Source organism: Paenimyroides aestuarii (assembly GCF_024628805.1).
Taxonomy (GTDB): Bacteria; Bacteroidota; Bacteroidia; order Flavobacteriales; family Flavobacteriaceae; genus Flavobacterium; species Flavobacterium aestuarii_A.
This window is the reverse complement of sequence record NZ_CP102382.1, coordinates 2,929,928-2,942,655: the sequence shown is the minus strand read 5'-3', so window position 1 is coordinate 2,942,655 and position 12,728 is coordinate 2,929,928. Positions and strand designations below refer to the sequence as shown.

Genomic DNA, 12,728 nt, shown 5'->3' with positions numbered 1-12,728 from the left:
AATTTTGATTTCGTATGGTAACATTCAAACAAATAAAAGTGGACGACGTTGTGGAAATGCGTCACCGCGTATTAAAAATAGGGCAACCAGTTGAAACCTGTTATTTTGAAGGCGATTTAGATGAGGGAACCAAACATTTTGGTGCATTTTTAAACAACGAATTGGTGGGAGCTGTAACAATGATGTTAAAAAACACCAACACCTATAAAGTGCATCCAGTGTATCGGTTAACAGGATTATCGGTTTTAGCAGAAAAGCAAAACAACAATATTGGTCGCAGGTTGTTGCATTTTGCCGAAGAATATATTTCTCGAAAAGGAACAGTTATGATTTGGTGTTTTGCCCGCGATTATGCCGTGCCTTTTTACAAAAAAAACGGATATCAATTAAATGTGCAGCAGGTGGTGATTCCGCATATTGGTTCTCACAGAATAATGTTTAAATTTGTATCCAAAGAAGATTAGCCAAAAAAATAAAATGAACTGGAAAAAAATGATTATTGGGGCGTTGGTTTTTTCTGCATGTACCACAAACCAAAATAACTTGGGCTTAACAAATGCAGAAAAAACATATAAAATAGAAAAAACATTATTTTTTGGGAAAGACAACAATATGGTTGATTTCTATACAAAAAATGATTTTGAAACCATTTGGAAAGACAGCTTAAATCGCTCACAGCTTATATCTGCAATTATTGATAGCAGATACGATGCGGTTTTGCCTGAAAAATACCCATTGGCACAACTTATAAAAGCACACAACAATTATAATTATTTATCGATTGCTGAGGTTAAAAAAGCCGATATTCATTTTACAGAAACCTTTTTTAGAATTGCCAAGCAATTATCCACAGGAAAAATTAATCCAAAAAAAATGTATGGCGATTGGGAGCCTTATCATCCTGAAATTGATTACAAAAAGATACTTAAAGAGTCGCTTGAAAACAACAGTATTTATGATGGTCTAGAGGAAATTAAACCTAAAAATAAATTGTATCTTTCTTATAAAAAAGCATTTGCAAAATATGTTCCAATAACCTCTAAAGACACATTGTCAGAAGAAGGGTTGTTGCGAAAAAAAGTGTGGGTGAATTTTGAACGAACCAAATGGATTCAACCCAATTTAGGCGATCATTATGTATGGGTAAATTTACCTGAATACCAACTGCATCTAATTGAAAATGGCGCCATTGTAGATACCCACAAAGTAATAATTGGCAAAAAAAGCCGTAGAACACCTGTTCTTTCTTCTGCCTTTAACAGCATTATTCTGAATCCTAAATGGACGGTTCCACCAACCATTTTAAAGAAAGATTTAGTGCCGAAAGCAAGCGCAAATTTAGGCTATTTTGCTTCGAACCGAATGCGTATTATCGATAAAAAAACGGGCAAGCAAGTTGCTCCTGAGAATTGGAATGCCGGGAACTATAACGCATACCGATATGTGCAAGAATCGGGTAGTTCGAATTCTTTAGGGCAAATTAAATTTAATTTTCCCAACAAACACATGGTTTATATACACGACACCAACAATCGAACCCGCTTTGTAGAAAAATACCGTGCATTAAGTTCGGGTTGTGTGCGCGTAGAAGATCCTTTTCGATTAGCTGAAAAAATTTTTAAGATCGAAGGGAAAAACATATCAAAAGCCGAAATGGATACACTGGCTGTAGAAGCAAAGACCAAAAACTTTTCGTTAAATAAAAAAGTAAACGTCCATCAAGTGTATTTAACTGCGGTAATCAATGATGCAGGCGAAATACAAATCTTAAACGACGTTTACTCTTTAGATAATAAATTGTATAAACAATTAATTCAATAAGGTAGATTTAGTAAGATAATCTTTTTTATCGGCATGAAAGATAAATAAACAACTTTCATCTTTTATAGTATTAATTATTTTAAAAGCCACTTCTTCTGGCAAAGCCGGGCAACCCAAGCTTCTACCTAAATAACCTTGGTTTTTTCCTAAGTTTTCATTGGCATAATCTGCTGCATGAATTACAATATCGCGTGCACGTGCATTGCTGTTAATTCCGGCTTCTAAACCATCTAAGCGCAACGAAAGTCCGTGCTTACCCATGTATGTTTCTGCAGTGGCATAAAAACCTAAACTACTTTTGTATGATTCAGGCGTGTTTGAAAAATCAGTAGCATATTCTTTACCACTGTTTCTGCCATGAGAAACCACTGTTTGATAAAGAATTTCGTGATTTTTCATATCAATCACCCACATTCTGCGTTCGGTTGATGACTTTGTAAAGTCTAAAATTGTAAGAATTTCTTTTTTAATTTTCCCTTGTTCTTTCAGTTTATAGTAGCCTTTAAAAGCTGCTGTAAAGCTTTGCATTTCAGGTTTTTCGAAATTTTTCTCGTTTAAATCTAAATATTCTGATAAAACCATTTTATCGAAAGTACTTAGATTGCTCTCTGAAGAAGTTTTTGAATTCTTTTTTGTTACAGCTGCAAGTTCTTTCGATTTTACTGTGGAAGATTTTGTAACTACTGTAACTTTCTTTTTACCATTTCCGTTTCCATTTCCATTTCCATTGTTGTCTCCATTGGGGTTTGTGGTCATTGGTTTGAACGACAATAACCCCACCATCATTATAGGCAATAGTTTAAAATTCATTGATGATATATTATATTGTTTGTAATTTATGAACGTAAATATAAAAACTTTATTGTTAATCAAACTATTAATTGATGCTATAAACGCAATATTTAACATTTTTTTGGAGTAAAATGTTAAAGAAATACCTTCATTTCTAAATTTCTATAAGTAAATTTGACGAATAATTCGATACATAAAAATGAACAAAAAAGTCCTTTTAATGATATTAGACGGTTGGGGCAATTCACCCGATCCCAAAGTTTCTGCAATTGATCATGCAAATACACCCTTTATAGATAGTTTATACAAAAAATATCCTTGGGCGCAATTGCGAACTGACGGTTTGAATGTTGGTTTACCAGAAGGACAAATGGGAAATTCTGAAGTAGGACACATGAATCTTGGGGCAGGCAGAATTGTATATCAAGATTTAGCAAAGATAAACCTAGCCGTTCAAAACCAAACATTGAGTGCAGAACCCGTTTTGCAGGAAGCTTTTCAATATGCAAAAGTAAACAACAAACCGGTGCATTTTTTAGGATTGGTATCAAACGGAGGGGTGCATTCACATATCGATCACTTAATTGGCTTGCTAGATGCGGCAAATGATTTCGGTTTAAAAGATATTTTCGTTCACGCATTTACTGATGGGCGCGACGTGGATCCAAAATCGGGTGCTGGTCATATTGATCGTTTGGTGAAACACATTAGTAATACTTCTGCGCAATTAGCCTCTGTTGTAGGTAGGTATTATGCAATGGATCGAGATAAACGTTGGGATCGTGTAAAAAAAGCATACGATTTGGTAGTAAAAGGTATTGGAATGCCTTCTCACAATGCTGTTTTAAGCATTTCAGATAGTTATTTGAATGAAATTACCGATGAATTCATTGAGCCAATCATAATGGTTGATGCAGCAAACAAGCCAGTTGCAACCATTCATGAAGATGATGTGGTGATTTTTTTTAATTTTAGAACCGACCGCGGAAGACAGTTAACCGAGGTGCTTTCGCAAAAAAGCTTGCCAGAGATTGGGATGGAAAAATTAAATTTATACTATGTGACTCTTACCAATTATGATGAAAGCTATCAGAATGTCAAAGTGGTTTACAATAAAGACAATGTTACCAACACTTTGGGTGAAGTTTTAGAAAGCGCTGGTAAAAAGCAAATTCGCATGGCCGAAACCGAAAAATATCCCCATGTAACATTTTTCTTTTCAGGTGGGCGTGAAGAACCATTTGTAGGCGAATCCCGTATTTTATGTCCGTCGCCAAAAATAGCCACTTACGATTTAAAACCCGAAATGAGTGCCTATGATTTAAAAGATGCATTGCTTCCAGAATTAAATAAAGGCGATGCAGATTTTATTGTGATTAATTTTGCAAATGGCGATATGGTAGGACATACCGGCAGTATGAGTGCCGCTATAAAAGCTTGTGAAACCGTAGATATTTGCACACAACAAGTGGTAGAAGCAGCTGTTTTGAATAATTACACAGTTATTGTTTTGGCAGATCATGGCAATTGCGAAACCATGTTTAACGAAGACGGAAGTCCAAATACAGCCCACACCACAAATCCTGTTCCTGTAATTTTAATTGATAAAGACATTAAAGAAATTCACAACGGTGTTTTGGCAGATGTTGCCCCAACTGTGCTAAAATTAATGGGTGTTTCACAACCACCCGTAATGACCGGAAATGTTTTGATTGAAGCTTAATTGCTTTTCAAACCAATTTTCAAATGAAATTGAGTAAATTTGCACTACAAATTTTTTTTAAATGATTGTACTGAAAACAAAAGAAGAAATAGAAATTATGCGCCAAGCAGCCTTGTTGGTTTCTAAAGCTTTAGGAATGTTGGCTACAGAAATTAAACCAGGTGTCACCACCTTACATTTAGATAAATTAGCAGAACAATATATTAGAGATCACGGAGGTACACCCGGATTTTTAGGCTTGTATGGATGCCCTTGCACCTTGCTAACAAGTGTGAACGAACAAATTGTTCACGGTTTGCCAACTAATCGGGCTTTAGAAGATGGCGATGTGGTTTCTTGTGATTTAGGAGCTATTGTAAACGAATATTACGGCGACCATTGCTATACGTTTGAGGTGGGCGAAGTGGCACCCGAAACCAAAAAACTATTACAAGTTACAAAAGAATCATTATATGTAGGCATTCGTGAATTCAAATTAGGAAATAGGGTAGAAGACGTAGGTTCTGCCATTCAACGCTATGCTGAGAGTCACGGATATTCTGTAGTTCGGGAATTAGTAGGGCACGGATTGGGTAAAAAAATGCACGAAGCGCCAGAGATGCCAAACTACGGTAAAAAAGGTCGTGGAAAATTGTTTCAAGAAGGAATGACGGTTGCTATTGAACCAATGATCAACATGGGAACCAAAAATATCAAGCAACTAATAGATGGTTGGACTATCGTTACCCGCGACGGAAAACCTTCGGCACACTTTGAACACGATGTGGCTTTGGTTGACGGAAAACCCGAGTTGCTTTCAACATTCGCCTATATTTACAAGGCTCTCGGAATAGTGTCGGACGAAGAAGAAGAGTTTCGTAAACAGCCTTTAGTTTTATCGTAAATGATTAAAAAAGTTTTTAAAACGATATTGAATACCATACCTCGCCCCATTTTAATCAGGGCGAGTTATTTTGTTAGACCCATTTTGGCTGTTGCTTTAAAGGGCGATCGTTTTACAGATCCGATAGATGGCAAATCGTTTCAAACATTTCTGCCTTATGGTTACGGAACCCAACGAAACAATGTGTTATCACCAAGTACACTTTCATTGGAACGCCATCGATTGTTGTGGTTGTATCTTAAAAATGAAACAGAATTTTTTTCAAAGCAATTAAAAGTGTTGCATTTTGCTCCCGAGCAAGCGTTTTACAAACGATTTAGAGCACAAAAAAACTTGGAATATACCACCACCGATTTAGAATCGCCATTAGCAGATGTGAAAGCGGATATTTGTAATTTGCCATTTAGCGATGATTCTTATGATGTGATTTTTTGTAACCACGTTTTAGAGCATATTCCAGATGATACTAAGGCAATGCAAGAACTATTCAGAGTTTTAAAACCAGGCGGAATGGCAATTTTGCAAATTCCGCAAGACTTATCTCGGCAAGAAACTTTTGAAGATCATTCCATAACTGATAAAGCAGAACGCGCAAAAATTTTTGGACAATATGACCATGTACGCATTTACGGACGAGATTATTTTGATAAATTACGAAGCATTGGTTTTAAAGTAAATGCCGTTGATTACACTGCTAAATTATCAAATGAAGAAGTAGAAAAATACTGCTTGGCAAAAGGAGAACTGCTGCCCGTTTGTTTTAAATAAATAGATTAAATATCTTTCCTAATTGAAAAAGGATTCCATTAATTTTTCTGAAATCCTTTTTTTATGAAATAATAAGGTTTTGTACTTTATTTAAGACCTAACATTTTTTTGATGAAAGATGTATTTTCAGCTTTGGCTCCGTATCCATATCCGTACCCATAGCCATATCCTTTGGTAACATCTGAATCATTTAAAACAAATGTGAGTTTGTTTAATTTTTTGTCTTTGTATAATTCGTTCGGAATTCGAAGCATTTCTTTATCAATTTTGTTTGCTCTGACCACATAAATAGTGGCATCGGCATATTTACTAATCAATAAAGTATCGGTTACTAAACTTACAGGTGCTGTATCAACAATGATATAATCGTATTGGGATTTTAACGTATCGAAAACTTCTTTGATTTTTTTACTCATTAAAATCTCTGTGGGATTTGGAGGAATAGAACCTGAAGATAAAACATCAAAATTTTCATATCCTTCCACATTGCTTATGTATTCATTCAATGTTTTATTGTTTGAAGTTACATAATTTGAAATTCCCAAAGGATTTACTTTTAAATATTCGTATAATTTAGGGTTTCGCAAATCTAAACCTATTAATAATACTTTTTTACCCGACAGTGAGAAAGTAGCTGCTAAGTTTGCAGATACAAAAGTTTTACCTTCTCCAGAGATGGTTGAAGTTAAGAAAATAACTTTGCATTCATCTTCTGCTTTTTCAGAAAGTATAAAGTCTAAATTTGTTCGAACAATTCTTATTGCTTCAGCGGCACTCGATCGGCTGCTTATTTCCATTAACTGATCGCTAGTTTCAGACGTTGGAATATCGCCCAAGAAAGGAATATTTGAATTGTCGGTAATATCAAATCTCGTTTTAATTTTGGTGTCTAATAGGTTTCTAACATAGATAACTATAAACGGTATAATGGCACCTAAAACCAAAGCGGCCAATAAGATAATCATTGTTTTTGGTGCCACAGGTTTGTCTGTTACAATAGCTTTGTCAATCACTTTGGCATTCAAATCAGTAGCTGCTAATGTAATATTGGTTTCTTCTCGTTTTTGAAGTAAGAAAAGATACAATGCTTCTTTTACTTTTTGCTGACGATCGATAATTCTGAATTCTTTCTCTTGACGAGGTACTTGTGCAAGTTTTGCTTGCATCTCGTTTTCCTGACGTTTATAGTCGTTTTTAACAATTTGTAAAGAACTTAAATTTCTACGTAAACTTGCCAGTAAGTTTGATTTTAATGTTCTGATTTGCTCTTCTAGAAGAATGTATTTACTATTTTCAGATGTAGCACTAATCGAAATTTTTTGTTTTTCTAGGATTAATTGGTTAATTTCTTGAATAAGGCTTTCAGAACCAGCGTCATCTGTAAGTAAACCTCCAGGTACTAAGTCATCTTTTTTTGCTTTACTTACATGACTTATTAAGCTGTTTACAATATTTATTTTAGTTTCGTTTTCTAATACCGATTTTTCAAAAGTAGATAAATTGTCTAAATACAATTTTACCTCTGTTTCTATATCCGATAAATTGTTGGCGTTTTTATAACCTTCTACTTGCGACTCCACGTCACCTAATTCAGTACCAATTAGTTTTAATCGATCCGAAATGAAATTTGCCGTATTTTCAGAAATAAAACGTTTGTCTTTAATACCTCCTAGATTATAGTTGTGTACTAATGTATTCAAAAAATCAGCAGCTTTTTGTGGAGTTTGATCTACAATTGAAACATCTATAACACTTGAAGTTTTACTTGCTGGCGCCACACTTAATATGTTTCGATAATTTTCTGCTAACTGCATTTTAGGAAATACATTTACCTTAATTTCAGTTAACTTGTTTAAAGATGCCTTTTTCTTTACTACAAAAGCTCCATATTCTGTGCTTATGTTTTTATCAAATGAGGCTGTTCCTAACTTTGTATCATTCACCACAGCTTCAAAATTGTTTCCTTTGATATTATGCAGTTCAATGGTGACAGGCTTAGAAATAGCATCGTTATTCCACAATACTTCAATAGGTGATTTTTTGTATAAATCTTTCTCAATAACTTCAGAAACATCTACATATTGAATGTTTAAGTTTAAAGAGTCTAAGGTGTTGTAAATTAAGGTTCTAGATTTTAGAATCTCTACTTCGTTTTCTATGTTATTTTTTGAATTCCCTAATAAACCAGCTTCTGAAAAAGCACTTAACTGATTGGCTAAATCATTGCTTTTTTCATCTTTTATTAAGATTTTTGTAGCAATGCTATAACTTTTAGGAGTAAATTTTAGATAGGTAAACGCCAAAATAAGTGCTATAAAAACACTTAATACAAACCAACGCCAATGCGCTAAATACTTAAATAACTCTTCTTTTAAGTTAATTACGTTGTCTTTATCTTCTGTCATTATTTGTTAGAATTTGTAAGTATTAAAGCTACAGTTGTTAATAATAGAGAAAATGCCGATAAGTATATCGAAATATTTGGACCAACTGCCGATGAGTTTACGGCTACTTTGTTTGGTTCTACGTAAACTACATCGTTTTGCTTTAAATAATAAAAGTCTGAATTGATGAAATTGGCCTTGGTAAGATCTACTCGGTGTGAAGTAACCTCTCCGTTTTCTTCTCGAAGCACCAAAATATTATCACGTTTTCCATAGTTGGTAAGGTCACCTGAAAGTGCTAAAGCTTCTAATAAAGTGATTCTTTCTGAAGTGATACGATGTGTACCGGGCATTTTTACTTCACCTTGAACTGTGACTTTATAATTCATAATACGTAAATTTATGATAGGGTTTTTTACGTATTTAGAAATTTTAGTTTGTAAATTATTTACAATTTCATCTTTTGTTTTGTTGGCAACTTCTATTTTTCCTAAAGTTGGAAAATCAATATAACCTTTATCATCAACTAAATACAATTGTTGTTGTCTTTGGCCGCCACCTGCTTGATTAGAAGGATCTACCGATAAATTGGTAGTTAAATTGAAAGGTTCTACGGCTATAGGATCTTGTGCAGAAACCAAAATCATTAAAAGGTCGTCTGTTTTAATTTTGGTTTCAAATTTTTTGTTAACTATTTCTGTACCTTCGATATTTTGATAATATGCAATTTTTTCTCTCGAAACACATGATGCTAGTAAAAAACTTGTGATAATAGCTGGTAAAATAATCTTTCTCATAAATATTAATCTAGTTTATCAAATTCTGAATTTAAACTTTTAAATTCAGGAACTATTTTTTTCATCGTAGCAACTGTATCGATAACTAAGAACGAGGCTGCTAACTTCTTTAAATCTTCAATTTGGCTTGATATAAACTCATAATCTTCGTGTATATCTTGCGCAATCATTATTTTTTCATGATGAGTAGGCAAGGTCGTAGAACTGTCATTTAATAATTCTTCATACAGTTTCTCACCCGGACGCAAACCTACAACTTTTATTTCTATATCTTTTTCTGGTTCCAAACCAGCTAATTTAATCATTTTTGTGGCAAGATCTATAATTTTAACGGGTTTTCCCATGTCAAAAATATAAATTTCGCCTCCGTTGCCCATTGAACCTGCTTCAAGCACCAATTGGCACGCTTCGGGAATGGTCATGAAATAGCGAATAATATCCGGGTGGGTGATGGTAATTGGCCCGCCATTTTCGATTTGCTTTGTAAACAAAGGAACCACAGAACCATTTGAGCCTAACACATTTCCAAAACGTGTGGTAATGTATTTTGTGGTGTTGCCTGATTCATTTTTTAATTTTTGGGCTAAAGATTGCACGTATTTCTCTGCGATACGCTTGCTGGCACCCATCACATTGCTCGGGTTTACCGCCTTATCGGTTGAAACCATTACGAAACGCTCTGCTTTGTATTTCAATGACAAATCGGCCATATATTTACTTCCCAATACGTTTGTAAAAATAGCTTGCTGCGGATTCATTTCCATTAAAGGAACGTGCTTGTAAGCGGCAGCGTGATAAACAATATCAGGCGTGTAATCTGAAAATATTTTTTCTAAGCAATCATAGTTTCTCACATCGGCAATAATGCAAATGATTTCTGCGGTGGTATTTGATTTGGTAATCTCCAAGGATATTTGGTGCAAAGGTGTTTCGGCTTGATCTACCAAAATCAATTTTTTGGGATTGAAATTCGCCACTTGCCAAACAATTTCGCTGCCAATAGATCCTGCTGCTCCAGACACCAAAATCACTTTATCTTTTATTTGATGTGAAATCTGTGTGTTGTTGATTTGGATAGGCTTGCGTTCTAACAAATCTTCAATTTTTATTTTTCGAATGTTCGATGCAACTTTTTTCTGATTATTGATATCAGTTATTCCTGGAAGATTATAAACTTTAATATTGTATTTTAAGCAATCTTCAATTAAATCGATTTTTTCATCTTTAGAAAGTGTTTCATCTGCAATAATGACACTATTTGCTCCCAAAACGCGCACCAGTACAGGGATTTTTCTCGACTTTCCAATAACGGGCAGGTTTAAAATACGATTAAACGAATTTTTTGCATTGGGGTTTATAAAACCTTTTAGCTTGTATTTTTTTGGAACTTCTGCAATAATAGCATTAGCAATGGCAATTGCCCGTTCACCACTACCATAGATCACCGTGTTTATAAAATGATTTTGTTGTGAATAGTGTGAAAAAAAATCGAAAGTAGTTTTTACAAACAATCTAAAAAGTAGAAGAAGAAAAAAACTAATAGCAACAGTGATTAGCAAGCGCGTATTTAAAAACAACTTTATATCATAGATAACATAAAATAATGTGTTTATTATATAAAGTGTAACAAAACAAGATAACTCTGAAAAAAAAAGTTTTGTGGCATCATTTAAAGTGGTATGCCGAATAACTCCTGTAAATGTTTTGAATAACCAAAAATAGAAAATGTGAATACCAATAAGAAGTATTAGATTATAAGGTACAAAATGAGTATTTTGTATATTAATTCCAATTCCATCTAAAATGAAATACCCAATTAATGCCGAAAAAATTACTATAAAAATATCTATTGAAAAAATGATCCACCTTGGTAGATACTGTATCGATCGGAGATACGAAAAATTTTTCTGTAAGTTATTTGGTACGGGCATAGTAATTTTCCAAAGGTTCTGCAAAAGTACATTTTTTTAATTTTAAATTGAAATTTTAACTTAAAATTCCAGCTTCTTTTTTCGTAATTCAAAGTTCTGCCCTAAATAAACCTTTCTAACCATTTCGTCTTCAGCTAAATCTTCAGGAATACCCGCTTTCAAGATTCCGCCTTCAAACATTAAATAGGTTTTATCTGTAATGGCCAATGTTTCCTGCACATTGTGGTCGGTAATTAAAATACCAATATTTTTGTTTTTCAATTGTGCCACAATACGTTGAATATCTTCAACCGCCACGGGATCTACTCCGGCAAAAGGCTCATCTAAAAGAATAAATTTTGGATCGGTTGCCAAGGCACGAGCAATTTCAGTTCGGCGGCGTTCACCACCCGAAAGTAAATCTCCACGATTGGTACGAATATGTTGCAAACTAAACTCATCAATCAGCGATTCCATTTTTGCTTCTTGTTCTTTTTTGGAAAGCTTTGTAAGTTGTAAAACCGAAAGAATGTTGTCTTCGATACTTAACTTTCTAAAAACCGATGCTTCTTGTGCCAAATAACCAATTCCGTTTTGCGCACGTTTGTACATGGGGTAGTTTGTGATATTTAGGTTATCTAAATAGATGGTTCCGGAATTGGGTTTTACCAAGCCCACGATCATGTAGAACGAAGTTGTTTTTCCAGCACCATTTGGTCCTAATAAACCTACAATTTCTCCTTGGTTTACCTCAACCGAAATGCCTTTTACAACTTTTCTTCCTTTATATGTTTTAATTAAATTTTCTGCTCTTAATTTCATTTTTGGTTTTTTAAACTTGCTTTACCTGCTTTTGTACATTTTTTTTGGTGATGACTTTTGCTATTACTATACTTCCCTCATACAAAATAATTAAGGGAATAGAAACAATCATTTGACTAATAATGTCAGGCGGGGTAACAATTGCAGCTACAATTAGAATCAAAACGTATGCATAACGGCGGTATTCTCTTAAAAAGCTATCGGTAATAAGTCCCAGATATGCTAAAAAGAAAATGATTATGGGCAATTCAAAAATTAAACCCGTTGCAAGCGATGTGGTTTTCACAAGGCTGATGTACGAATTAATGTCAATTTGATTTTCTACAATAGAACTTATTGTAAAATTAGCTAAAAAATTGATTGATAAAGGTACTAATATGAAATATCCAAAAATCACTCCTAAAAAAAATAAAATACTCGATACAAAAATGAATAGTTTAGCATATTTGCGTTCTTTTTCATAAAGTGCCGGACTTATAAATTTCCAAAATTCCCACAAAATAAAAGGAAAAGCCATGATGAAACCGGCTGTTATACATGTCCAGATTAAAACAGAAAGTTGCCCGTCCATAGTTCGGTTTTGAATAACAAAAGGCAATTCGTTGTTGCAAAACGACTGATCCAAATCAAACTGTTGTGCAATTGTGCAAAAAAATTGATAAGTTAGAAAATCACCCCGTTTAGGACCAAAAATAATTACATCAAATATAAACTCATTAAAAATAACTGCAATTACCGACGTAATTAAAATAGCAATGGTGCTGCGTACTAAAAGCCATCTAAGTTCTTCTAAATGGTTTAAGAACGACATTTCTTTGTTGGTGTTTT

At 33.9% G+C, this 12,728-nt stretch carries 11 protein-coding genes; 5 read left to right on the top strand and 6 right to left on the bottom strand.

Going from position 1 to position 12,728, the window contains the following annotated elements:
* The first annotated feature begins 14 nt into the window (after positions 1–14).
* Entirely contained in the window at positions 15–464 is a 450-nt protein-coding gene (locus tag NPX36_RS14235) for a GNAT family N-acetyltransferase (protein ID WP_257499384.1), read from the top strand.
* A gap of 13 nt (positions 465–477) precedes the next feature.
* Positions 478–1,821: a L,D-transpeptidase scaffold domain-containing protein gene (locus tag NPX36_RS14230; protein ID WP_257499383.1), complete on the top strand. Its 1,344-nt coding sequence runs from the start codon at positions 478–480 to the stop codon at positions 1,819–1,821.
* Here NPX36_RS14230 and NPX36_RS14225 read toward each other — a convergent pair.
* Positions 1,810–2,631 carry a murein L,D-transpeptidase catalytic domain family protein gene (locus NPX36_RS14225; RefSeq protein ID WP_257499382.1) on the bottom strand — a complete coding sequence of 274 codons (822 nt, stop codon included), beginning with the start codon at positions 2,629–2,631 and terminating at the stop codon, positions 1,810–1,812. The two genes, NPX36_RS14230 and NPX36_RS14225, sit on opposite strands and share 12 nt — an antisense overlap.
* A 181-nt stretch (positions 2,632–2,812) precedes the next feature.
* Here NPX36_RS14225 and gpmI point away from each other — a divergent pair, with 181 nt between their 5' ends.
* The 3 genes from gpmI (at position 2,813) to NPX36_RS14210 (ending at position 5,987) form a co-directional block, all read left to right on the top strand.
* The gene (gene gpmI, locus NPX36_RS14220; RefSeq protein ID WP_257499381.1) at positions 2,813–4,336 is read left to right on the top strand and encodes a 2,3-bisphosphoglycerate-independent phosphoglycerate mutase; all 1,524 of its coding nucleotides are present in this window, start codon (positions 2,813–2,815) and stop codon (positions 4,334–4,336) included.
* Between the two features lie 61 nt (positions 4,337–4,397).
* Positions 4,398–5,219 (top strand): type I methionyl aminopeptidase, encoded by an 822-nt coding sequence (map, locus tag NPX36_RS14215; RefSeq protein ID WP_257499380.1) that lies wholly within the window; start codon positions 4,398–4,400, stop codon positions 5,217–5,219.
* 3 nt (positions 5,220–5,222) lie between these two features.
* Complete coding sequence (locus NPX36_RS14210) at positions 5,223–5,987, top strand: class I SAM-dependent methyltransferase (protein ID WP_257500761.1); 765 nt, start codon at positions 5,223–5,225, stop codon at positions 5,985–5,987.
* An 86-nt stretch (positions 5,988–6,073) separates the two neighbouring features.
* Here NPX36_RS14210 and NPX36_RS14205 read toward each other — a convergent pair whose 3' ends face one another.
* From NPX36_RS14205 to tatC, 5 genes are all read right to left on the bottom strand, one after another.
* On the bottom strand, positions 6,074–8,392 hold the full coding sequence (locus NPX36_RS14205; RefSeq protein WP_257499379.1) for a GumC family protein: 2,319 nt from the start codon (positions 8,390–8,392) through the stop codon (positions 6,074–6,076).
* Positions 8,392–9,168 (bottom strand): polysaccharide biosynthesis/export family protein, encoded by a 777-nt coding sequence (locus tag NPX36_RS14200; RefSeq protein WP_257499378.1) that lies wholly within the window; start codon positions 9,166–9,168, stop codon positions 8,392–8,394. Before NPX36_RS14200 ends, NPX36_RS14205 begins: the two co-directional genes overlap by 1 nt.
* Before the next feature lie 5 nt (positions 9,169–9,173).
* Positions 9,174–10,679, bottom strand: coding sequence for a polysaccharide biosynthesis protein (locus tag NPX36_RS14195; RefSeq protein WP_317618265.1), 1,506 nt, complete (start codon positions 10,677–10,679; stop codon positions 9,174–9,176).
* A 480-nt stretch (positions 10,680–11,159) separates the two neighbouring features.
* Complete coding sequence (gene lptB, locus NPX36_RS14190; RefSeq protein ID WP_257499376.1) at positions 11,160–11,900, bottom strand: LPS export ABC transporter ATP-binding protein; 741 nt, start codon at positions 11,898–11,900, stop codon at positions 11,160–11,162.
* 10 nt (positions 11,901–11,910) lie between these two features.
* Positions 11,911–12,711 (bottom strand): twin-arginine translocase subunit TatC, encoded by an 801-nt coding sequence (gene tatC, locus NPX36_RS14185; protein WP_257500760.1) that lies wholly within the window; start codon positions 12,709–12,711, stop codon positions 11,911–11,913.
* Positions 12,712–12,728: the final 17 nt, after the last annotated feature.